21 protein-coding genes are annotated in these 21,930 nt (G+C 71.1%); 15 read left to right on the top strand and 6 right to left on the bottom strand.

The window, feature by feature from the left end; genetic code table 11:
• Window positions 1-14 precede the first annotated feature (14 nt).
• The 6 genes from ABD798_RS07745 to ABD798_RS07720 all read left to right on the top strand — a co-directional run bounded on the left by ABD798_RS07745 (window position 15) and on the right by ABD798_RS07720 (window position 8,874).
• Complete coding sequence (locus ABD798_RS07745; protein WP_344872924.1) at window positions 15-644, top strand: IclR family transcriptional regulator; 630 nt, start codon at window positions 15-17, stop codon at window positions 642-644.
• Window positions 645-717: 73 nt separating this feature from the next.
• A complete protein-coding gene (locus tag ABD798_RS07740) occupies window positions 718-1,701 on the top strand; it encodes a sporulation protein (protein WP_344872108.1) in 984 nt (327 codons plus the stop codon).
• Between the two features lie 118 nt (window positions 1,702-1,819).
• Entirely contained in the window at window positions 1,820-3,316 is a 1,497-nt protein-coding gene (locus ABD798_RS07735; protein WP_344872106.1) for a cytochrome ubiquinol oxidase subunit I, read from the top strand.
• An 11-nt stretch (window positions 3,317-3,327) separates the two neighbouring features.
• Window positions 3,328-4,335 carry a cytochrome d ubiquinol oxidase subunit II gene (gene cydB, locus ABD798_RS07730; protein ID WP_344872104.1) on the top strand — a complete coding sequence of 336 codons (1,008 nt, stop codon included), beginning with the start codon at window positions 3,328-3,330 and terminating at the stop codon, window positions 4,333-4,335.
• A gap of 80 nt (window positions 4,336-4,415) precedes the next feature.
• Complete coding sequence (gene cydD / locus ABD798_RS07725) at window positions 4,416-7,733, top strand: thiol reductant ABC exporter subunit CydD (RefSeq protein ID WP_344872102.1); 3,318 nt, start codon at window positions 4,416-4,418, stop codon at window positions 7,731-7,733.
• 10 nt (window positions 7,734-7,743) lie between these two features.
• Window positions 7,744-8,874, top strand: coding sequence for a GAF domain-containing sensor histidine kinase (locus tag ABD798_RS07720; RefSeq protein WP_344872100.1), 1,131 nt, complete (start codon window positions 7,744-7,746; stop codon window positions 8,872-8,874).
• Here ABD798_RS07720 and ABD798_RS07715 read toward each other — a convergent pair.
• On the bottom strand, window positions 8,843-9,493 hold the full coding sequence (locus tag ABD798_RS07715; protein WP_344872098.1) for a response regulator: 651 nt from the start codon (window positions 9,491-9,493) through the stop codon (window positions 8,843-8,845). The genes ABD798_RS07720 and ABD798_RS07715 overlap by 32 nt on opposite strands.
• Before the next feature lie 101 nt (window positions 9,494-9,594).
• On the opposite strand from ABD798_RS07715, the gene ABD798_RS07710 reads away from it, so the two are divergent.
• On the top strand, window positions 9,595-10,047 hold the full coding sequence (locus ABD798_RS07710) for an Hsp20/alpha crystallin family protein (protein ID WP_344872096.1): 453 nt from the start codon (window positions 9,595-9,597) through the stop codon (window positions 10,045-10,047).
• A 54-nt stretch (window positions 10,048-10,101) separates the two neighbouring features.
• Here ABD798_RS07710 and ABD798_RS07705 read toward each other — a convergent pair whose 3' ends face one another.
• Window positions 10,102-10,707 (bottom strand): macro domain-containing protein, encoded by a 606-nt coding sequence (locus ABD798_RS07705; RefSeq protein ID WP_344872922.1) that lies wholly within the window; start codon window positions 10,705-10,707, stop codon window positions 10,102-10,104.
• Between the two features lie 167 nt (window positions 10,708-10,874).
• On the opposite strand from ABD798_RS07705, the gene pheA reads away from it, so the two are divergent.
• Both pheA and ABD798_RS07695 read left to right on the top strand, forming a co-directional pair.
• Window positions 10,875-11,786: a prephenate dehydratase gene (gene pheA, locus ABD798_RS07700; protein WP_344872094.1), complete on the top strand. Its 912-nt coding sequence runs from the start codon at window positions 10,875-10,877 to the stop codon at window positions 11,784-11,786.
• Window positions 11,750-12,403 (top strand): histidine phosphatase family protein, encoded by a 654-nt coding sequence (locus ABD798_RS07695; RefSeq protein ID WP_344872092.1) that lies wholly within the window; start codon window positions 11,750-11,752, stop codon window positions 12,401-12,403. The genes pheA and ABD798_RS07695 overlap by 37 nt, the downstream gene beginning before the upstream one ends.
• 206 nt (window positions 12,404-12,609) lie before the next feature.
• Here ABD798_RS07695 and ABD798_RS07690 read toward each other — a convergent pair whose 3' ends face one another.
• Window positions 12,610-12,960, bottom strand: coding sequence for a metallopeptidase family protein (locus tag ABD798_RS07690; protein ID WP_344872090.1), 351 nt, complete (start codon window positions 12,958-12,960; stop codon window positions 12,610-12,612).
• A gap of 7 nt (window positions 12,961-12,967) precedes the next feature.
• The gene (locus ABD798_RS07685; protein WP_344872088.1) at window positions 12,968-14,041 is read right to left on the bottom strand and encodes a septum formation family protein; all 1,074 of its coding nucleotides are present in this window, start codon (window positions 14,039-14,041) and stop codon (window positions 12,968-12,970) included.
• A 165-nt stretch (window positions 14,042-14,206) separates the two neighbouring features.
• On the opposite strand from ABD798_RS07685, the gene ABD798_RS07680 reads away from it, so the two are divergent.
• The 6 genes from ABD798_RS07680 to ABD798_RS07655 all read left to right on the top strand — a co-directional run bounded on the left by ABD798_RS07680 (window position 14,207) and on the right by ABD798_RS07655 (window position 20,242).
• Entirely contained in the window at window positions 14,207-14,944 is a 738-nt protein-coding gene (locus ABD798_RS07680; RefSeq protein WP_344872086.1) for a hypothetical protein, read from the top strand.
• Window positions 14,945-16,111: a glutathionylspermidine synthase family protein gene (locus ABD798_RS07675; protein ID WP_344872084.1), complete on the top strand. Its 1,167-nt coding sequence runs from the start codon at window positions 14,945-14,947 to the stop codon at window positions 16,109-16,111.
• A gap of 67 nt (window positions 16,112-16,178) precedes the next feature.
• Window positions 16,179-16,646: a DUF350 domain-containing protein gene (locus ABD798_RS07670; RefSeq protein WP_344872082.1), complete on the top strand. Its 468-nt coding sequence runs from the start codon at window positions 16,179-16,181 to the stop codon at window positions 16,644-16,646.
• Between the two features lie 71 nt (window positions 16,647-16,717).
• Complete coding sequence (gene serS / locus ABD798_RS07665; RefSeq protein WP_344872080.1) at window positions 16,718-17,980, top strand: serine--tRNA ligase; 1,263 nt, start codon at window positions 16,718-16,720, stop codon at window positions 17,978-17,980.
• Window positions 17,981-18,161: 181 nt separating this feature from the next.
• Window positions 18,162-18,713 carry a TetR/AcrR family transcriptional regulator gene (locus tag ABD798_RS07660; RefSeq protein ID WP_344872078.1) on the top strand — a complete coding sequence of 184 codons (552 nt, stop codon included), beginning with the start codon at window positions 18,162-18,164 and terminating at the stop codon, window positions 18,711-18,713.
• A complete protein-coding gene (locus tag ABD798_RS07655) occupies window positions 18,710-20,242 on the top strand; it encodes an MFS transporter (protein WP_344872076.1) in 1,533 nt (510 codons plus the stop codon). The genes ABD798_RS07660 and ABD798_RS07655 overlap by 4 nt, the downstream gene beginning before the upstream one ends.
• Here ABD798_RS07655 and ABD798_RS07650 read toward each other — a convergent pair.
• On the bottom strand, window positions 20,231-21,046 hold the full coding sequence (locus tag ABD798_RS07650; protein ID WP_344872073.1) for an alpha/beta fold hydrolase: 816 nt from the start codon (window positions 21,044-21,046) through the stop codon (window positions 20,231-20,233). The genes ABD798_RS07655 and ABD798_RS07650 overlap by 12 nt on opposite strands.
• 21 nt (window positions 21,047-21,067) lie before the next feature.
• Window positions 21,068-21,928, bottom strand: a complete 861-nt coding sequence (locus ABD798_RS07645) for an LLM class flavin-dependent oxidoreductase (protein WP_344872071.1) — start codon at window positions 21,926-21,928, stop codon at window positions 21,068-21,070.
• Between the last annotated feature and the right edge of the window lie 2 nt (window positions 21,929-21,930).

The raw sequence follows: 21,930 nt of genomic DNA, 5'->3' as shown, positions 1-21,930 counted from the left end.
GCGCCGCGGCGGGCGTGCCGAGAGAGAGCTCACTGACCCTGGAGCGGGGCCTCGCCCTGCTCCAGGCGGTGGCCGACGCGGACACCGAGGCGCCGAGCATCAGCGACCTGGCGACGGCGATCGGCGCGAGCCGCGCCGCCGTCTACCGGCTGCTGGTGCCGTTGCAGGCCAGGGGACTGGTGCGCAGGGAGGGTTCGCGCGTCCGCCTCGGGCTCGGCGTGCTGCGGCTGGCCGGACGGGTCATGCCGCAGCTGCGCTTCGCCGCGCTGCCCGCTCTGCGCTCTCTCGCGGAGCGGGTCGGCGCGACCGCGCACCTCACCGTCGCCGACGGCAGCGAGGCCCAAGCCGTCGCGGTCGTCGAACCGACGTGGACGGCCTACCACGTGGCCTACCGGGTAGGCACTCGCCATTCCGTGCAGCGCGGGGCGGCTGGCAAGTGCCTGAACCTTCCGCCGGACAGCGAGGGGTGGGTCGCGACCTCCGGCGAACTCCAACCCGGGGCTTTCGGCGTTGCCGCACCGGTTCGCGGGGTCGTTGGCCTGCGCGCCAGCGTCGGCGTGGTCTCGATGGAGACCCTGGTCAGTGCCGAGGTCGGGCCGATCGTGGTCGCCGCAGCAGCCGAAGTCGCCGCCGCTCTGCGGTGAATCGGGCACTTTGTGAAGTCCCGGTACGTTGAGCCACCGACATGATTTTTCTTCCCACTACAGGGGGATCTCGGTGGTCTTCAAGAAGCTGCTCGGCGCGCTGGGCATCGGCGGCCCTTCAGTCGACACGGTGCTGTTCGACCCGAACACGCAGCCGGGCGGCGTGCTGAGCGGTGAGGTCCGCATCCAGGGCGGCGACCGCGACGTGGAGATCGAGCAGGTCGTGCTCGGCCTGGTGACGCGCGTGGAGTCCGAGCGCGGCGACCACGAGCGCAACGTCAACGCCGAGTTCCACCGCCTCGTCGTCGAGGGCCGCTTCCGCTTGGCCGCCAAGGAGAACAGGAACATCCCGTTCCAGTTCCAGGTGCCGTGGGAGACCCCGGTGACCGACGTCTACGGCCAGCGCCTTCCCGGCATGACCATCGGCCTGCGCACCGAGCTGGCCGTGGCGAGCGCGGTGGACAAGGGCGACCTGGACCCGGTGTTCGTGCACCCGCTGCCCGCGCAGGAGTGCGTCCTGGACGCCTTCGGCGAGCTGGGTTTCCGCTTCCGCAGCGCCGATGTCGAGCACGGTCGCATCGCGGGCCTGCACCAGCAGCTGCCGTTCTTCCAGGAGATCGAGTTCCTGCCGCCGCACCAGTTCGCCGGGCGGATCAACGAGATCGAGCTGACCTTCGTCGCCGACGCGCACGGCATGGCGGTCGTGCTGGAGGCGGACAAGCGCGGCGGCTTCTTCAGCTCCGGCCAGGACGCCTTCGGTCGCTTCCAGCTCTCCCACCAGGACTCGATGAGCGCCGACTGGGCCGGGATGATCGACGGCTGGCTGCACGAGATCGCCTCGCGCCGCCAGTCCCACCACGGGCACCACGGACACCACGGCGGTCACGGCTACGACGACGACCACGGACATCACGGCGGCCATCACGGCGGGCGTGGCGGCATGGGCGTCGGTGGCATGGTCGCCGCCGGTGCGGCAGGCGTGGTCGGCGGCATGGTGCTCGGCGAGGTCTTCGAGGACATCGGCGAGTCCTTCTTCGGCGACGAGGACGAGGGCTGATCTTCGTGTTCGACCCCCGTCCGCAGGACCTAGGTCCCGTGGGCGGGGGACCCTCGGTCGGGCGATAGGGGACGTGTTGACCTGCTGATCAGCGGGCTCGGCAGGGCACCGTTGACCCGTGGACGTACTCGACATCGCCAGGTGGCAGTTCGGCGTCACCACCGTCTACCACTTCCTGATGGTCCCGCTGACCATCGGACTGGCCCTGCTGGTCGCGGTCATGCAGACCGCTTGGTACCGCACGGGCAAGCCCCAGTACCTGAAGATGACCAAGTTCTGGGGCAAGTTGATGCTGATCAACTTCGCCATGGGCGTGGTCACCGGCATCGTCCAGGAGTTCCAGTTCGGGATGAACTGGAGCGCCTACTCGCGCTTCGTCGGCGACGTCTTCGGCGCGCCGCTGGCCATGGAGGGCCTGCTCGCCTTCTTCGTCGAGTCCACCTTCCTCGGCCTGTGGATCTTCGGCTGGGAGCGGCTGTCCAAGCGCGTGCACCTCGCCTGCATCTGGGCCTTCTCCTTGGCCACCATGGCTTCCGCGTACTTCATCCTCGCCGCGAACTCGTGGATGCAGCACCCGGTCGGCATCGAGTACGTCAACGGCAAGCCCCAGCTCAACTCGATCTGGGAACTGCTGACCAACTCCACCGTGCTCGCCGCGTTCCCGCACACCATCGCGGGCTGCTTCGCGGTCGCGGGCACGTTCCTGGTCGGCATCGCCGCGTGGCACCTGGCCCGCAAGCACCGGAACACTCCTGCCGACGACCCCGACCGCAAGGTCTGGTTCGCGTCGCTGCGCCTCGGCGGTTGGGTCGGCGTCGTCGCGTTCGCGGCGCTCGCGATCAGCGGTGACCTCCAGAGCAAGCTCATGTTCGAGCAGCAGCCGATGAAGATGGCCGCGGCGGAAGCGTTGTGCCACACCGAAAAACCGGCCGGGTTCTCGGTGTTCGCCTACGGTGACGTGCAGCGCCCCGACTGCGAGAACGTCAAGAGCATCACCGTGCCCGCGCTGCTGTCCTTCCTGGCGAACAGCGACTTCGACAGCGAGGTCAAGGGCATCGACCAGCTCGTCGGCGAGTACCAGGCGCGCTACGGCGCGAACTACCCGGTCGATCCCCGCCTCGGCGAGCTGTCCGGCCGGCCCATCGACTACGTGCCCAACCTCCCGGTGACCTACTGGGGCTTCCGCCTCATGATCGGCTTCGGCGCCATCGCCGCCGCGGGTGCCGCGTTCGCGCTGTGGGTGACCCGGCGCGGGCGCGTGCCGCGCAGCCGGTGGTTCGCGCCCGCCGCGCTGCTGGCCATCGCGACCCCGTTCCTGGCCAACAGCTTCGGCTGGATCTTCACCGAGATGGGCCGCCAGCCGTTCGTCGTCGCGCCCAACCCCACCGGCGTCGACGGGGTGTGGATGTACACCGCGCAGGCGGTCTCGGCCGGGGTCACCGTCGGCGAGGCGCTGTTCTCGCTGATCGCGCTGACCACGGTGTACGGGGTGCTCGCGGTCGTGGAGGTGTTCCTGCTGCGGCGCTTCGTCCGCGCGGGGGTGGAGGGCGTGATGCCGCCTCCCGCTGATCCTCCGGACCCCTCGAAGTCCGACGCGCTGGCCTTCGCCTACTAGGAGTGTCCACAGTGGACCTGCCGGTCATCTGGTTCGTGATCATCGCCCTGCTGTGGCTGGGCTACCTGTTCCTGGAGGGCTTCGACTTCGGCGTCGGCATGCTGCTGCCCGTGCTCGGCCGCGACGACACCGAGCGCCGCGTGCTGATCAACACGATCGGCCCGGTGTGGGACGGCAACGAGGTGTGGCTGCTCGTCGCGGCCGGTGCCACCTTCGCGGCGTTCCCGAACTGGTACGCGTCGCTGTTCAGCGCCGCCTACCTGCCGCTGCTGCTCGTGCTGCTCGCCCTGATCGGCCGCGGTGTCGCGTTCGAGTACCGCGGCAAGGTCGATTCCGTGCGGTGGCGTCGCAACTGGGACCGCGTGATCGTCATCGGCTCGTGGGTTCCCGCGCTCGGCGTCGGGCTCGTGTTGTCCACCAACGTCTTCGGGCTTCCGCTCGATGCGCGCGGCGACCGCGTCGGCTCGGCTTTCGCCGCGTTCCAGTGGCCCGCGCTGCTCGGCGCCGTGGCCGTGGCGGGCTTCGCGCTCGTGCACGGTGCGGTGTTCCTGTCGCTCAAGACCGACGGCGAGATCCGTGTTCGTGCAAGGGTGCTGGCTCTTCGCGTTGCGCCTGTGGCGTTGTTGCCGCTGGTGGCGCTGCTCGTTCTCGTGCAGTGGCGTGAGGGCTTCACGTGGACTGTCGCGCCGCTCGTGCTGGCGCTCGTCGCGGTGGTCGTTGCGTTGCTGCGCCTGCGCGTTGGGCGTGAGGGACAGGCGTTCGCCGGGCTGGGCATCGCGCTGGCGTCGACGGTCGTCGTTCTGTTCGGCGCGCTCTTCCCCGACGTCCTCCCGTCCACCCTCGACGCCGCGAACTCACTGACCGTGAGCAATGCGTCCTCAAGTCCTTACACGCTCGGCGTAATGAGCTGGGTTGCGCTTTTCGGAACTCCTGCCGTCCTCGTCTATCAGGCCTGGACGTACTGGGTTTTCCGCAAGCGGATCAGCACCGCGCACATCCCGCCGGTGCACGTGCCATGAGCATCCCAGGCGCACCACTCCCCACCAGCGTGGACTCCGCGAAAACGGGAACGCGCGGTCCCCTCGGTTCGTTGCCGAGAATGTCGGTGTCGGCGCGGCGGGCCCTGGCCGTGACCGGAGTGCTGTCGGTGCTCACCGCCATCGCCCTGGTCGCCCAGGCTTGGGCCATCGCCACCGCCCTGGCGAGCGTGGTGTCCGGCGCTGCGGCCGGTGGCGCTGCGGCGCTTGGCTCCGCTGGCGGCGTGCTGGACGCGCTGCGCTTCCCGCTCCTCGTGCTCGCGGGCGCGGTCGTCGCGCGCGCGGCACTGGCGTGGGCCACCGAAGCCGTCGCCGCGCGGGCCGCAGCGGGTGCCAAGGAGGAGCTGCGCGCGCAGGTGCTGGACTCCGCGCTCGCCCGTGGACCGGAGTGGATCACCGGGCGTGGCGCCGCCGAGCTGACCACGCTCGCCACGCGGGGCCTGGACGCACTGGACGCGTACTTCACCCGCTACCTGCCCGCGTTGCTGTCCGCCGTGGCGACGCCGCTCGTGGTCGGTGCGTCGATCCTGTTCTCCGACTGGGTGTCCGCCGTGATCGTCGCGCTCACGATCCCGCTGATGCCCCTGTTCGCGATCTTGGTCGGCAAGCACACGGAGGACCAGGTCGCGCGTGCCGCCGACGCCAACGAGCGCTTGTCCGGCCACCTGCTCGAACTCGTGCGCGCGCTGCCCGTGCTGACCTCGCTCCGACGTGCTGCCGCGCAGGCGGAGGCGGTGCGCCGGGTGGGGGAGGCGCACCGCCAGGCCACCGGCGCGACGCTGCGCGTGGCGTTCGCGTCGGCGTTCGTGCTGGAGCTGATCGCGACGATCTCGGTCGCGGTGGTGGCGGTTTTCGTTGGCGTGCGGCTGGTTTCGGGTGATCTCACGCTCGCGGTCGGCTTGTTCGCGCTGATCCTCGCGCCGGAGTGCTACCTGCCGTTGCGCGCGGCGGGGGCGGCGCACCACGCGAGCGAAGACGGAGTGGAGGCGGTGCGCCGCGTCGCGGAGATCGCCTCCGACGCCCCGCGCGCGAGCGATGGCGGATGTGCGCACGCGACGGCCAGCGCGAGCGGTGAAGATCTGCTTGCGGTGGCGAGCGCGGGCACCGGAGCGTCGCTCGCGGGCGATCTGCGGCCAGGCTCGGAGAATCCGGGTAAGAGCGCGGCGCCGGTGTTCGCGCGCGAAGTGGTGGTGGACGCGCTGCGGGTCGAGCGGCGGGGGAGGTTCGCGCCGGACGGGCTGAGCTTCACGGTGCGGCCGGGCGAGATCACGCGGCTGGACCTGCCGAGCGGGGCGGGGAAGTCCACGGCGCTCGGAGTGCTGCTGGGCTTCGTGAAGCCGGAATCGGGCACGATCACCGTCGACGGCACCGAACTGTCCACTGTGGACATCGACAGGTGGCGCGAGCAGATCGCCTGGGTGCCGCAGCGTCCGGCATTCGCGGCGGGAACGGTGGCGCAGGAACTCGCGCTGGCGGTGGTCGACCCGACAGCCGAAGAGCTTGCGGAAGCGCTGGACTCAGCCGCCGCGCTGCACCTCTGTTTCCGTGATGTGGACGAACTCTCGCTCGGTGAGCGGCAGCGCGTCGCGATCGCGCGGGCGTTGCTGCGCGTGAACCGGGGCGCGCGAATCCTGTTGCTGGACGAGCCGACGGCGCACCTCGACGCGGCGACCGCGCAGCGCGTCATGGCCACTGTGCACGAAGCCGCCCAGCGCGGTGTCGCGGTGCTGCTCGCCGCCCACCGCACCCACGATCCCGCCGCCGAACTCGACGCCGGCGGTGGCGGCACGGTGCGGGCGGCCACCCAAGCAGGTCGTCCGCACCGGCCCGCACCCATCCGCGAGCTGATCACCGCGCGTTCCCTCGGCGGAGCGCTGATCGGGGCGGCGGCGCTGTGCAGCGGCATCGCGTTGACGGCGGTGTCGGCCTGGCTGATCGCGAAGGCGTCGCAGCAGCCGCCGATCCTGACGCTCACGGTCACAGTCGTTGCGGTGCGCACGTTCGGGATCGGGCGCGCGGTGCTGCGCTACCTCGAACGCCTGGTGTCGCACGACGCCGCATTCCGCCTCGCGAGCAGGCTTCGCGTGCGGTTGTGGGAAACGTTGGTGGCACTGGGTCCTGCGCGGATCGACCGCGAAGCCGCCCAGCGCCTCGCGGAGGACACGGACACGATCCGCGACCTCGTGCCCCGCGTGCTCGTGCCACCGCTGGTCTCGGTCGCGGTGCTGGCGACGGCGGTCACGGTCGAAGCGATGATCCTGCCGGAGGCGGGATTGGTGGCATTGATGGTGTTGGGCGTCGCGGCGGTGCTCGCGCCGGTGACGGCGTTGGTGGTGGAGCGGCGCGCATCGGTCGCACTGGCCAACGGGCGCCGTGACGTGAGCGCGAAGGTCCTCGTGCTGCTCGAAGCCTCGGCGGACCTGATTTCCTTTGGCGCGCACCATGATCGGCGGGCGGACCTGGCGAGGGTGGACGCCGAGCTGGCCGTGCGCTCGCGCCGTCAAGCGCTCGGCGTCGGCGCGGCCAACGCGGTGATCGTTCTCGCGACGGGCCTCACCGCGCTCGCGGGCATCGCGCTCGGCGCGGTGGCCAAGATCGACCCGCTGCTCATCCCCGTGCTGGCCCTCATCCCGCTCGCCACGGCGGAAGCGCTTGCCCTGCTGCCGCCCGCTTTCCAGCAGTTCCGCGCGCTCCGCACCCATCACGTGCGCGCCGACACGACACCGGAGCCTGTGAAGCGTGTTCACAGGACGACAGGCGGTGTTCGGCTGCACGGCGTCAACGTCGGGTGGGCGGGCAACGAGGTGCTGCGCGAGGTCGACCTGGCGGTGGAGCGCGGGAGCTACACCGTCGTCGTGGGGGAGTCGGGGAGCGGGAAGTCGACCTTGCTGGCGTTGCTGCTCGGCTTCCTGGACCCGAGCGCCGGACGCGCCGAAGTGCCGGAGCGCGTCGCCTGGTGCCCGCAGGACGCCCAGCTGGTCTCGACGACGCTGAGGCAGAACCTGTTGCCCGCCAAGCCTCACGCCACCGACGACGAGCTGAGAGCGGCACTGCGGAGCGCGGGCATGAGCGAGTGGACGGACCGCATGGACGTGCTGCTCTGCGCAGGCGGTGCGGCGGTCTCCGGGGGCGAAGCGCAGCGGATCGCGTTGGCGCGGACGCTGCTCGCGGCCGACGAGGCGGACCTGGTGCTGCTCGACGAACCCACGTCGCACCTCGACGAGCGCACCGCCGACGAGGTGCTCGGACGGCTGCGCGCGGCGCTCGCGGGGCGGACGGTCGTGCACGTGACGCATCGACTTGACGACGTCCGTCAAGGCGACACCCTCATCGAGGTAGCCGCAGGTCGGGTGCTGCTGCACGAGCCGGTCCATGCGTAGTCTGGCAAGTGTGGACCCCACGCTCGCGGCCCGCGCGCTCGCTGCCTCCACCGAGATCACCACGGCCGCCCTCGAAGGTGACGACGTGGACGGAGTGCTGCCGCTCGTCGTCCAGCGAGCCGCCGCGCTCGCCGAGGCGGACCTGGGGCTCGTCACGGTCCGCGCGGAGGACGACCGGCTGACCGTCGAGGCGGCGCACCCCCTCGCGGACGACGGCCTGGTGGGGCTCACGCTCTCCGCCCGCTCGGCCGCCGCTCGCGTGGCGCGGGGCGGAGTGCCCGTCGCGGTGGACGACTTCGTGGTGGACCCGCGCACGGCGCCGTTCGTGCCCGCCGCGCTCCGTGGCTACGGGCCGTTCGCGGTCGCGCCGTTCGGCACGCGGGAGCGGCGCCTCGGCGCGCTCGCGGTGTACCGGCGCAGGGGCGCGGAGCCGTTCAGCAAGATCACCGTGGACCTGCTCGCCAGCTTCGCCGCGCAGGCTGGGCTGGCACTGGTGCTCGCGGAGGGCGCGACCGCCCGGCGGCGCGTCGCCGTCTACGAAGAGCGGGAGCGCATCGCCCGCGACCTGCACGACGTGATCGTGCAGCGGCTCTACGCGGCCGGGATGCAGCTCGACCTGCTGGGGCGGCGGTTGGCGACGCGCCTTGACCGGGCCGACGCCGCGCGGATCGCCGACGCCGTCGACCAGCTCGACCAGACCATCGAGGAGGTGCGCGGCACCGTCCGCGCGCTGCGCTCGCCCGACCCCGAACCGCCCGCCGACCTGCTCGCGTCGGTGCGCGCGGAGGTGGACATCGCGGGGGAGCTGCTGGGCTTCCCACCGAGCCTGGATGCCAAGGGGGACTTGGACAGCGTGCCCTCGGAGGCCGCCGACCACGCCAGGGCGGCGCTCCGCGAGACACTGTCCAATGTGGTCAGGCATTCCGGCGCGCACACGGTGGGCGTGCGCATCCGGCGGAAGAACTCCTTGCTACGCCTGGAGATCGTCGACGACGGCTGCGGCATCCCGAAGGACGTGTCCAAGCGCGGACTGCGTCACCTCGAAGAGCGCGCCGAAGCGGCGGGCGGGCGGTGCAAGATCACCTCGTCCGCGCGCAGCGGCACCAAGATCACCTGGGAGATTCCCCTCGCGTTCGCTTAGCGATCCACGCGGCGGCCTGGGTGCGTCGTTGCATGCGCAGCTTCGCGAGCACGGACGTGACGTAGTTCTTCACCGTCTTCTCGGCCAGGAACAGCCGCTCCGCGATCTCGCGGTTCGACATGCCCTCGCCGATCGCCTCCAGCACCTTGCGCTCCTGGTCGGTCAGCGCCGCCAGCTCGTCGGCTGGCTCAGCCGCCTCGCGCCGCATCCGCTCCAGCACGCGCGCGGTGGTCTGCGGGTCCAGCAGTGAGCGTCCGGCCGCGACCTCGCGCACGGCGGTCACCAGGTCCTGGCCGCGCACCTGCTTGAGCAGATAGCCCGACGCTCCGGCGAGGATCGCGCCGACCAGCGCCTGCTCGTCGTCGAAGGCCGTCAGCACCAGGCAGAACGGCGGCTCCGGGAGATCGCGCAACCTGCGGCAGAGCGTCACGCCGTCGCCGTCGGGCAGGCGCATGTCCACCACGGCGACCCGGGGGCTCGCGGCCTGGGCGCGGACCACCGCCTCCTCGGCCGTGCCCGCCTCGGCGACCACCTCGATGTCGGGCTCGGAGTCGAGCAGGTCGCGCAGTCCCCTGCGGACCACCTCGTGGTCGTCGACGAGCAGCACGCGGGTTGTCACGCGTCACACGGTACTGGGAACAAGCGGCGGGGGTCGTCCGTTAGCACTCATAGACGCCGAGTGCTAAAGCCGGTAGTCAGAATACGTAGGGAGGGATTCGGATGGCTCTCGCAGTGCGTGACCCGTTCACGTCGTTGATCAAGCAGATCGACGCCGACTTCGACCTGCTGACCCGTCGTTCCACCAGGGTCAACAACCGCGCCGGGGCCTTCGTTCCCCCGGCCGACGTGCACCGTGACGGTGAGGACGTCGTGATCACCCTGGAGCTGCCCGGCATCGACATCGAGAACGGTGTCGACGTCGAGGTCAGCGAGCGCAAGCTGACCGTCAGCGGCCGCCGTGACGCGGGCGCCGAGGACGGCGCGGTCTTCCGCGAGCTGCGCGGCGGCGAGTTCCGCAGGGAGTTCCGCCTGCCGGAGGGCGTGACCGGCGACAACGTCGAAGCAGACTACGACCGCGGACTGCTCCGGGTCCGGGTGCGCGGCGTCGTCCGCAAGCCCGTCGAACCCGCGAAGATCAAGGTTCGCGGTAGCGAAGGCAGCGCTGTCAACTGACGCTGCCAACGAAGGCGCCCTGGTACCTCCCCCACCAGGGTGCCTTCGCCTTTCCTAGGCCATGACCTCGTCCCACGCCGCGGCGATCTGCCGCGCGCAGTCCTGGGGCGAGACCCCGCCGACGCCGGTGCCCAGGCCGGGCATGGCCAGCGCGCTGACCGCGCGCCGCAGCGGGGTGCCGCTCTCCAGCCGCCCGCTAGTCCAGAGCCGGAACACCGCGCGCGCCGCGAGGTAGGGGTGCACGGTGTCCTTGGGCAGCCGCTCGCCGGGCTCGCGCATGGTCGGCGCGCTCACCAGCCACGCGGGCATGGGGCGGCCCGTGCGCACCACGAGCGCTTCACCGACGGGCAGCTCACCGCCGTGGTAGGTCAGCACCGCCCGCCGCACGGTCTCCTCGATCTGCGGGAACACCTGCGCGTAGACGGCGTCGATCCCGCCGCGCATCCAGCCGTAGGAGTTCGCCGGGCTGACCACCGCGTCCACGTCCAGCTCCAGGATCGAGCCCCGGTGCACGCTGATCTCCGGCCGGTCCCGCGCGATGTCCAGCCACGCCTCGGCCAGGTCGTCCTCGACCGCGCAGAGCACGAGCTGAGGGGTGCGGCGCGGAGCGGGGATCACCGCGGGGGAGGTCTCGTCGATCCGTCGGTCAGCCGTGTCCATGCGTTCCGCATCGCCGCTCACAGCTCAAGCATCGCTTGAGAGGGGGGAAACATTGCAAGGGCGGAGAAGGGGAGTTGATATGTCTTTCGCGTCTCACCCCGATCTGACCCGTTCGGCCGCAGCCGATTCGTCTTCTGGGTGCCGAAACGCCGCTTAAGGTGGAGCGTGTGCCGCGCATCGCTTACCTAGGTCCTGAGGGGACGTTCACCGAGCAGGCCGTGCGCCAGCTGCTCACCGACGTCGCCTCCGCAGAGCTGGTCCCCGCCGAGTCCGTCGCCGCCGCGCTGGACGCCGTCCGCTCCGGTGAGCGCGACGCCGCCTGCGTGCCCATCGAGAACTCCGTCGAGGGCTCGGTCACCTCGACGATGGACGCCCTCGCGGACGGCGCGCCGCTGGTCGCGGTCGCCGAGACCATGCTCCCGGTGCGCTTCGACATCCTGGTCCGCCCCGGCGTCCGCGCCGAGGACGTCCGGACCGTCACCAGCCACCCGCACGCGCTCGCGCAGGTCCGGCGCTGGCTGAGCGTCCACCTGCCCGAAGCCGCCCAGTCCGCGACCACCTCGACCTCCGCTGCCGCTGTCGCCGTGCGCGACGGCAACGCCGACGCGGCCGTGTGCGCGCCGCTGGCCGCCGAGCGGTACGGGCTGGACGTGCTCGCGGGTCAGGTCGCCGACGTGGAGGACGCGGTCACCCGCTTCCTGCTCGTCCGCCGCCCCGGAGAGGTGCCCGCGCCCACCGGCGCCGACCGGACCACCGTCGTCGTCGTGACCGGCGACTCCGTCGGCTCGCTGGCGCGGGTGCTCAACGAGTTCGCGCTGCGCGGGGTGAACCTCACCCGGATCGAGTCGCGGCCGATCAAGGGCAGCTTCGGCGAGTACCGGTTCTTCCTCGACTTCGGCGGCCACGTCGGTGAGGCGCACGTCGGCGAGGCGCTCGCGGCGCTGCGGCGGCACTGCCAGGACGTGCGCTTCCTCGGCTCCTTCCCGCGCGCCGACGAGGGCGGCTCCAGCGGCTCCGACGAGGCGTTCACCGACGCCGCCGCGTGGCTGGCCGACATCCGTTCCGGAGGGCGGGCGTGAGCTGTCTGCGCGTCGTACTGGTCAGGCACGGGCAAACTCAGTCCAATGTGGACTTGATCTTGGACACCAAGCTGCCGGGCCCTCCGCTCACCGGTGAGGGGCGCAGCCAGGCGCTGAAGGCCGGCCTCGACCTCGCCCACGAGCCCGTGATCGCCGTCTACGCGAGCGAGGCCGCGCGCGCCCAGGAGACCGCCGCGCCGATCGCCGACGCGCACGAGCTGGACGTGGTCGTGCTGCCCGGGGTGCACGAGGTGCAGATCGGCGAGCTGGAGGGGCGCTCAGACCAGCCTGCCGTCGAGCAGTACCGCGAGGTCTACGAGGCGTGGATGGCGGGCGAGCTCGACCGCGCGATGCCTGGCGGCGGCGAGACCGGACGGCAGATCCTGGACCGCTACGTCGAAGCGCTCGACCGCGTCAGGAGCGCGCACGCCCAGGGCACGGTCGTGCTGGTGAGCCACGCCGGGGTGATGCGCTTCATCGCCGGGCAGCTCGTCGCCGACCTGGACGAGGTCGCCGCCGGGCGGTGGTACCTGCCCAACACGGCGCGCGTGGTGCTGGAGGTCGACCACGAGGGCTGGCGCTGCCTCTCCTGGCCGGACGAGCAACTGACCGCCTAGCGTTCGATCCCGCGCGCCGCCAGGTTCGCTGGTCTTGAAGTACAGCGAACTCCCGCCGCGGCTGTCTCCAACCGCCACAAACTCCGGGGCGGCTCGCGGTGATGCCCAGGTTTGTGGCGGTTAGCGATGATCATCGGCGGGGTTTGCTGGTCTTGAAGACTGGTGAACGTCGGCGTTGACGGAGTGCTCGACGATCAGCTGACCGCCTAGCCCCAGCCCATGTCGTGCAGCTTGTGGTCGTCGATGCCGAAGTGGTGGGCGATCTCGTGGACCACGGTCACGGCGATCTCGTCGACCAGCTCGTCCTCGTCGTTGCAGAAGTCCATCAACGCCTCGCGGTAGATGAAGATCCGGTCGGGCAGGACGCCGCCGTAGGTCGAGGTGCGCTCGGTCAGCGCGACGCCCTCGTACAGCCCGAGCAGCGTCGGCTCGTCGGGATTGCGCTCCTCGACCAGCACCACGACGTTGTCCATGGCGGCGGCCAGCTCCGAGGGGATCAGGTCCAGCGCCTCCGCGACCAGCTCGTCGAAGCGCAGCCGCGAGATCTCGACGGGCATCGGCGGATCAGCCGCCGCCCTGCGAGGTGGGCGGGGTGGAGCCGCCGGGACCACCGTGCTCGCCGCCCTGCTGGTCGACGGAGACGTCCAGCTGGTCGGTGACGTCGGTGCCGGGCGCACCGGGCGGGGCGGGCGCACCGGGCGGCGCGACCGGGACCTGCGCCAGCGCGGGCTCCTTGCCGATGTCGACCTTGCCGGGGGCGCCGGCCTTGACGCTGCCGCTGATCGGCGCGAGGCCGGACTTGTCGGGCAGCTCGGTGCCGACCTTGCAGACCACCCTGCGCGAGCCCGCCATCCAGCTGTCCTGCTTGCGGGTGTCCCAGTAGACGGTCAGGCCCTTCTGCTCGACCGCGTTGGGGCCGCCCGCGTACTCCGCCGCCAGCTTCGAGCACTGCACGCCGAGCAGGGTGTCCTGCTTGGCCCGCTCGTCGGGGTACTCCGACGGGAAGTGCGCGCCGAGGTCGACGACCCCGACCACCTCGTAGGCGTGCGCCTTGTCGCAGGTGACCGGGTCGGCAACGGCGCGCCCGCTGATGCCGACGCAGGTGCCGACGGAGTGCACGTTGGACTGGTCGATGGCCTTCGCACTGCCCACGATCGGGTACAGCACGCCCGACGGGCCCGCGGCCTGGACGCCGCACCAGAGCTTGCGGTCGCCGTCGTCCCAGCTGTTCTTGGTCGGCTTGAGCGCGCTCACGCTCAGCCTGCCCGCCGGGTCCAGCCTGCCCTCCAGCGCCTCGACGGACTTCTCGGCGCACCAGCTCTGCCCGATCTGGTTCCACCTCGGCTCGTCGGGGAAGGCGGCGTCGTCGCCGAAGTTGGGGTCGGTGGACAGGTCGGCGGTCAACGTCAGCTCGAACAGGTGCGGCTTCTCGCAGCCGACCTTGGAGACATCGCTCGCATCGGCCTTCGTCCAGTTCAGGCACGTCCCGGGCGGGGCGTCGGCGAGCACGTGCCCCGGCCCCGCGCCCGCGCCGGAGGAGCCGAGCTTCCAGCCGAACGCCGTGCTCGCCACCAGGATGAGCAGCGCACCGGCGAACGCGCCCGCCATGACTCGGCGGGTGCTCTGGGTGTGATCCATGCGGTGGGTCCGATCGCGGGTCTGGAGGGCAGGGGCTAACGGCATCTACCCCATGATGCCCGTTCCGGCCAATCCAAGCGTCTATCCGGGTGACCTGGGTTGCTATTTGGCCACTGTCGTACGTCACACCCGGGACCTCGGTACGGTGCCGCTCGGGAGTGGTTGATGACGAACAACGAAACGCCGGGCGGCGAGCACCCGCCCGAGCCGAAGCAGACACCGTCGACCCAGCAGGGTCCGTCGGGGTCCGAGCCCGCCTCCGCCGAGCAGCGGCCGTCCGCCGACGCCCGGCCCGACCCGGCCGCCGAGTCAGCCGACCAGCCGACGGCGCAGGTCAAACCGGTCGAGACGCCGGCGCGGCCCAAGCGCGGCCAGATCAACTTCCAGGACCCGGGCACGACAAGGGCCCGCCCCCCGACCGTCGCGGAGCAGCGCGCCCGCGAGGCCGCGCGGCGCGAGGCGCGGGCGCGCAGGGAGGCCGAGGAGGCGGAAGCCGCCCGCAAGGCCAAGCTGCGCAAGCGGCTGCTGATCGGCGGAGGCGTCTCCGTCGGCGTCGTCGCGCTGGTCGCCATCTGGTACGCCGCGTCGCAGCCCGACGACGTCGAAGCGCGCTGCGTCGACAACACCAACACCGTCGTCGACGACAAGTACTGCGACGACGACTACGCGCGCTCCAACGGCGGCTACAGCAGCGGCGGCGGCAGCACGTTCATCTACCTCGGTGGAGGTGGCCGCCAGTACAGCTACAACTACGGCGGCTCCGGGGCCATCGGGCAGAAGGTGACCGGCGGCAGCTCCATCAAGCCGAGCGGCGCCAACATCTCGACCCCGTCCGGCAAGTCGGTCCAGCGCGGCGGCTTCGGCGTCCGCAGCGGGACCAGCGGCAGCAGCGGAGGAAGCTGAGTGCACAGGCAGACCTCCGAGCCGCGCGCGGACTGGGAGCGCAAGGTCGCGGAACAGGGCCTGGTGTTCGGCAGTCCGGCCGCGGGCCCCGGCGGCGTGCAGCGCCCGTACTGGGACGAGTCGACGCACTACGTGTTCAGCCTCGACGAGGTCCTCTCGGTCGAGGCCGACGTGGAGCTGCTGCACTCCATGTGCCTGGACGCGGTGGACAACGTGGTCACCACGGAGCGCTACCGCGACTTCGGCCTGCCGGAGTGGGTGTGGCCCGCGATCGCGGACTCGTGGAAGCGCGGCGACCCGCACCTCTACGGCCGCTTCGACCTGCGCTACGACGGCAAGGGCCCGGCGAAGCTGTTGGAGTACAACGCCGACACGCCGACCTCGCTGCTGGAGGCGGCGGTCGTGCAGTGGCACTGGCTGACCGACACCCACGAGGGCGACGACCAGTGGAACTCCATCCACGAGAAGCTCGTGGAGCGCTGGAGCCAGCTCGCCGACCGGCTCCCGGCCGGGCAGGTGCACTTCACCTGGTCGGCGGCGGACTCCAGCGGTGAGGACCACGTCACCGCGGCCTACCTCCAGGAGACCGCGGCCGAGGCGGGACTGGACACCGTCGGGCTGGCCATCGAGGAGATCGGCTGGGACCCCGAGCTCAAGCGCTTCGTGGACCTGCGCGAGGACGTCATGTCCACCGTGGTGAAGCTCTACCCGTGGGAGTGGGTCGTCGACGACCCGTTCGGCAAGCACGCGGTGGAGACCCAGCCGGGGACGCTGTGGGTCGAGCCGCTGTGGAAGATGCTGCTGTCCAACAAGGCGCTGCTCGCGGTGCTCTGGGAGATGTACCCCGGGCACCCGAACCTGCTGCCGTGCTTCCTGGACGAGCCCGGCTTCCTCACCGAGTACGTGCGCAAGCCGCGCCTGGGCCGGGAGGGCTCGAACATCCAGATCGTCGCTCCCGGCATGGAGCACGAGACCGGTGGCGTGTACGGCAAGGAGGGCTACGTCTACCAGCTCTTCGACCCGCTCCCGGAGTTCGACGGCATGCGCCCGGTGCTGGGCGCGTGGGTGGTCGGCGACCACTCGGCGGGCCTGGGCATCCGGGAGACCGTCGGCCTGGTCACCGACGACGGCGCGGCGTTCGTGCCGCACCGCATTCCCGAGTCATGAGATCGCCCATCACCATCCATAATGGACAGTCAGGGAGTCTTCCCGGCTCCGTCGTAGGAGGAAGTTCGTGACCACCCAACTCGCCGTCTCGTCCCTGGCGCTGGAGGAGGGCTTCGGCGGAGCGCTCCTGCGGGGCGTCGGCGCCATCGCGCTGTACGCGGTCGTCGGCCTGCTGCTCATGCTCGTCGGCTTCTACGCCATCGACTTCACCACCCCAGGCAAGCTCAGCCAGCTCGTCCGCAACGGCGCGCCGAACGCGGTCGTGATCACCTCCGCCGGTCTGATCAGCATGGCGTTCATCGTCGTCGTGGTGATCAACAACGCCGGTGGCAAGCTGTCCGAGGGCCTGCTCTCGGCGCTGGTCTTCGGCTTCGTCGGAGTGATCGTCCAGGTGCTCGCCGTTCGGCTGCTGGAGTGGGTGACCCGGATCGACATCGGCAACCTGATCCGCTCCGAGGTCTACACCCCGGCCAGCCTCGTCGTGGCCTCCGCGCACCTCGCGCTGGGCCTCGTCGTGGCCGTCGCGATCAGCTAGGTGGATCTTGGGAAACCGGGAATCGGCGGGCAGTCGATTCCCGGTTTTCCGCACCACTAAGCTCACCAGGTGTGATCGACCTCAAGACGCTCCGCGAAGATCCGGAAGCCGTACGCGATTCGCAGCGCGCGAGGGGCGAGGACCCGTCCCTCGTCGACGCGCTGCTGTCCGCCGATGAGCGGCGCCGCGCCACGGTCTCCCGCGCGGACTCCTTGCGCGCCGAGCAGAAGCAGTTCGGCAAGCAGGTCGGCAGGGCGCAGGGCGAGGAGCGCGCCGCGCTGCTGGCCAAGGGCAAGGAACTGAGCGCCGAGGTCAAGGCCGCCGAGGCCGAGCAGCACGAGGCCGACGCGGAGTTCACCGCCGCGCACCGCCGCGTCTCCAACGTCGTCGAGCAGGGCGCCCCGCACGGCGGCGAGGACGACTACGTCGTGCTCAAGCACGTCGGCGAGAAGCGCGAGTTCGACTTCGAGCCCAAGGACCACCTGGAACTGGCCGAGCGCCTCGGCGCCATCGACATGGAGCGCGGGGCCAAGGTCTCCGGCTCGCGGTTCTACTTCCTCACCGGCGTCGGCGCGCAGCTGCAGCTGGCCATGCTCAACCTGGCCGCGCAGCAGGCGATCGGCGCGGGCTTCACGCTGATGGTCCCGCCGGTGCTGGTGCGCCCGGAGATCATGGAGGGCACCGGCTTCCTCGGCGCCCACGCCAGCGAGGTCTACCGGCTGCGCGATGACGACCAGTACCTCGTCGGCACCTCCGAGGTGCCGCTCGCGGGCTACCACTCGGACGAGATCATCGACCTGAGCGCGGGCGCCAAGCGCTACGCGGGCTGGTCGACCTGCTTCCGCCGCGAAGCCGGCTCCTACGGCAAGGACACCAGGGGCATCATCCGGGTCCACCAGTTCGACAAGGTGGAGATGTTCGTCTACACCCGCCCGGAGGACGCGCACGAGGAGCACAAGCGGCTGCTCGCGTGGGAGGAGCAGATGCTGGCCAAGGTCGAGCTGCCCTACCGGGTGATCGACGTGGCCGGTGGCGACCTCGGCAGCAGCGCGGCCCGCAAGTACGACTGCGAGGCGTGGCTGCCCAGCCAGCAGGCCTACCGCGAGGTCACCTCGACCTCCAACTGCACCACCTTCCAGGCCCGCAGGCTGTCGGTGCGCTACCGCGACGCCGACGGCAAGAGCCAGATCGCGGCGACGCTGAACGGCACGCTGGCCACCACGCGGTGGATCGTGGCGATCCTGGAGACCCACCAGCAGGCCGACGGCTCGGTCAGGGTGCCGGAGGCGCTGCGCCCGTACCTCGGCAAGGACGTGCTGGAGCCGATCCGCTGAGAGCGAGTACACGCACGTCGGGGGCGGTGTCCACTTCGGACACCGCCCCGCTGTCTGAGAGACGTCTGAAGAACTCGGCCGCGGTGTTGCGGGTGGACGGTGCGCCGATGCAAGATCATGAGTTTCGAACGTTCTCCGCATTACTGAGACGCCGCTGTCTCAACCGTGTTAGCGTCCCGCCGTGGTGACCGATCGGGACCAGGTTTTGCGCGCGGCCGCGTCGCTGCTGGTGCGCAACCACGGCGCCTCCATGACCGAGGTCGCCGAGGCCGCCGGGATCAGCAGGGCCACCCTGCACCGGGTCGTGCCCAACCGCGACGCCCTGCTCGACCAGCTGCTCTGGCTGGGCCTCGGGGAGACCGTCACCGCGCTGACGGCGGCCCGGCCCGAAGCCGGTGCTCCGCTGGCCGCCCTCGAACGGGTGGTCGTGGCGCTGACCCCGGTCGCCGAGCTGTTCCGCTTCGTCACCACCCAGCCGCTGGACGCGACCACCCCCGAGTTCCAGGCAGGCTTCCACGCCCTCGACGAGCGGTTGACCGCGCTGTTCCTGCGCGGCCAGGATTCCGGAGCCTTCCGGGGCGACCTGCCCGCGACCTGGATGGTCGACGCGCTCGCCAGCCTGCTCTTCGCCGCCGCGCTCGCGGCCCGCGCGGGCAGGCTTCCCGGGAACGACAACCCCCGCGCTGTCATCGACCTGCTGGTGGGTGGCGTCACGCGAGGAGAAACCGAGTGACCGCTTTGTCCTCCGTCCACGAGACCAGCCCGGTGAGCGTGCGGCACCGGTGGATCGCCCTCGCCACGCTGGTACTGGCGATCCTGTTGGTGTCGCTGGACACCACGGTGCTCAGCCTCGCGATCCCGCACCTCACCGAGAGCCTGAAGCCGACGAGCACCCAGATCCTGTGGATCGGTGACATCTACGCGTTCGTGCTGGCCGGGCTGCTGGTCACGATGGGAACGCTGGGCGACCGGGTCGGCCGCAAGAAGCTGCTGCTGATCGGTTCGGCCGGGTTCGGCCTGTTCTCCGCGATCGCCGCCTTCGCCCCGAGTGCGAACCTGCTGATCCTGGCGCGCGTGGTGCAGGGCGTCGCGGGCGCGACGCTGATGCCCTCGACGCTGTCGATCATCCGCAACATCTTCACCAACCCCAGGGAGCGCGGGTTCGCCGTCGCCGTCTGGGGCGCGATGGCCTCGGCGGGCGCCGCGCTCGGCCCGCTGGTCGGCGGCGTGCTGCTGCAGCACTTCTGGTGGGGCTCGGTCTTCCTGATCAACGTGCCGGTGATGATCGTGCTGATCGGCGTCGGGCTGTGGGTGCTTCCGGAGTCCAAGGACCCGGTGCCAGGGGCCTGGGACCTGCCGAGCGTGTTCGCCTCGCTGGTCGGCGTCGTCGCCGTGGTCTACGGCGTGAAGGAACTGACCGTCTACGGCTGGGCGCAGCCGCTCGCGCTGCCCGTCGCCGCGCTCGGCGTGTTCGCGCTGGTCTGGTTCTGCCGCAGGCAGATGGTGATCCCGCACCCGCTCGTGGACATACGGCTGTTCAGAAACCCGAAGTTCAGCAGCGCCATCATGTCCACCCTGCTCGCCGTGCTCGGCCTCGCGGGCGCGTCGTTCATCCTGTCCCAGTTCCTCCAGCTGGTGCAGGGCTACAGCCCGCTCAACTCCGGTCTGCTGAACCTGCCCGGCACGGTCGGCGCGGTCACCGGCGGCCTGATGTCCAGCACCATCGCGCACCGCTGGTCGGCCAGGAAGGCCACTTCGATCGGCCTCGTGGTGATCGCGGCGGGCCTGTGCATCGCGCTCGGCTTCGAGCCCGACACCAGCGCGTGGACCGTCGGCCTCGTCATGTTCACCGCGGGCGGCGGCGCCGGACTGGCGTTCACCGTCAACGCGAACCTGGTGCTGACCGCGGCCCCCAAGGAGAAGTCCGGCGCCGCGTCGGCGCTGTCGGAGACGGCCTACCAGCTCGGCGCTGCGCTCGGCATCGCGCTGCTCGGCTCGGCCACCTCCATCGTCTACCGCAACAGCATGGCCGTGCTGGCGCCCGTGCTCCCGCAGGACGTGTACGCCGGAGCACGGGAATCGATCGGCGCCGCGCTCGCCGCCGCGCCGAAGCTCCCGCCGGAGCAGGCCGCTCAGCTGGTGGACGTGGCCCGGCACGCGTTCGTCAACGGCGCCGTCGTCGCCGCGGGTGTCGCTGCCGCACTGCTGATCAGCGCCGCGACGTTGTCGTGGTTCGTGCTCCGCGAGAAGTCAGAGTCCTGAGCGGACCGCTTCGACGAAGGCGGTCGGGTGGGACAGCTGGGGGGCGTGGCCAGCGCCTGGGATCACGCGCACCCGCGCCTCGGGGAGCAGTTCGGTGATCGCCTGCACCACCGCGCGGTAGATGGGCAGCGTGTCTCCGCCGGTGGTCACGGTGACCGGGATGCCGAGGCCCGCGAGCGCTGACGCGTCGACGGCCAGGCGGTCGGGGTCGCGGTACTGGTCGAGCCAGGTCTCCGCGTTGGCCATCATCGTGGCGCGCTGTTCGGCGTCGAACAGGCCCAGCCAACTGCCCTCACCGAAGCCGACGTGCTCGACGAAGGTCCGCGTGCCCGCCTCGACGTCGCCGAAGCCGAGCAGTTCAGCGGCCTCGCGCATCCGCCGCGCGGCGGTCAGCCGCAGCTCGTCGGCCTCGGGGTCCTTGATGGACAGCGCGGCGAACAGGGGTGGCTCGTGCACGAGGACGCTGCGCACGGCCTCGGGGCGTGTCGCCGTGGCCAGCAACACGATCGACGAGCCGTAGGAGTGCCCGACGAGGTGCGCTCGGCCGCCCGCCACCGACTCCACGACGGCGAGCAGGTCGGAGACGTCCTCCAGGATGCTGCCCTGGCCGCGCGGAGCGGTGCTCGCCGTGTGGCCGCGCCGGTCGTAGCGGATCACGGTGGCGTGCTGGGAGATCGGGCCTGCGACGCGGTCCCAGCTGCGGTGGTCGTCCCAGGAGCCGTGGACGAACACGATCGGGTCGCCACGGCCCTCGCTGGTCCACGCCAGCCGTGTCTGCCCGAGGTCCAGCACTCCGGTCCGCATGGTCCCGGACGCTACGCCGGGCTAGCGGTAGCGCGGGATGACGCTCGTCACCACGTCTTCCAGGACGTCGATGTCGCCCGCGTACCAGTCGCTCTGCCTCGGCCAGTGCGTGATGACGTCGGTGAAGCCCAGCTCGGCCGCACGCCCGGTGGCGTCCTCGAAACTGTCCACACTGGACAGTGAGAAGACCGGGGCGGAGTCGAGCGAGAGCGCTCTGTCCACTGTGGACTCCCCGGTGAGGTCCCGGTGCCGCGCGATCAGCTCCGCGACCGCCTTCCACCACGACTCCAGGTCGTCGGACTTCGGGCCGGTGGTGACCCAGCCCTGGCCGTGGCGCGCCGCGAGCCGCAACGACCTCGGGCCGTTGGCCGCCACCAGGAACGGGATTCGCGGTCGCTGCACGCATCCGGGCAGTGTGCGGGCGTCCACGGCGTTGTAGTACTCGCCGGAGAAGTCCACGTGGTCGGTGGTGAGCAGCGCGTCCAGCAGCTCCAGGAACTCGCCGAAGCGGTCGACCAGCGCGCGCGGGGGCAGCGGTGTCTCACCGAGGATCGTCGGGTCGAGCGCGGCGGCTCCCGCGCCGACGCCGAGCGTGCAGCGACCGCCGGAGATGTCGTCCAGCGCCATGAGCTGCCGCGCGAAGGTCACGGGGTGCCGGATGCTCGGGTTGGCCACGAGCGTGCCCAGCCGGATGCGCGAGGTGCTGAGCGCGGCGGCGGTCAGCGTGCTCATGGCGTCGAACCACGGGCCGTCGGCCAGCGAGCGCCAGGCGAGGTGGTCGTAGGTCCACGCGTGGTCGAAGCCGTAGGACTCCGCCCTCCGCCAGCGGTCGCCGCCCTCGGACCAGGGCTGATCAGGGAGAATCACGATTCCGAAGCGCACTC

It is taken from the genome of Allokutzneria multivorans (assembly GCF_039537405.1).
In the GTDB taxonomy this organism is placed as follows: domain Bacteria; phylum Actinomycetota; class Actinomycetes; order Mycobacteriales; family Pseudonocardiaceae; genus Allokutzneria; species Allokutzneria multivorans.
The sequence above is the reverse complement of the archived record's forward strand: the minus strand, read 5'-3'. Positions and strand labels throughout refer to the sequence as shown.

What these genes read in the sequence shown, in the direction of transcription:
- cydD (WP_344872102.1), top strand. Translation starts at nt 4,416, where the DNA reads ATGTCGGTGTCGGCGCGGCGGGCCCTGGCCGTGACCGGAGTGCTGTCG.
- ABD798_RS07710 (WP_344872096.1), top strand. Translation starts at nt 9,595, where the DNA reads ATGGCTCTCGCAGTGCGTGACCCGTTCACGTCGTTGATCAAGCAGATC.
- ABD798_RS07705 (WP_344872922.1), bottom strand. Translation starts at nt 10,707, where the DNA reads ATGGACACGGCTGACCGACGGATCGACGAGACCTCCCCCGCGGTGATC.
- ABD798_RS07690 (WP_344872090.1), bottom strand. Translation starts at nt 12,960, where the DNA reads ATGCCCGTCGAGATCTCGCGGCTGCGCTTCGACGAGCTGGTCGCGGAG.
- ABD798_RS07685 (WP_344872088.1), bottom strand. Translation starts at nt 14,041, where the DNA reads ATGGATCACACCCAGAGCACCCGCCGAGTCATGGCGGGCGCGTTCGCC.
- ABD798_RS07680 (WP_344872086.1), top strand. Translation starts at nt 14,207, where the DNA reads ATGACGAACAACGAAACGCCGGGCGGCGAGCACCCGCCCGAGCCGAAG.
- ABD798_RS07650 (WP_344872073.1), bottom strand. Translation starts at nt 21,046, where the DNA reads ATGCGGACCGGAGTGCTGGACCTCGGGCAGACACGGCTGGCGTGGACC.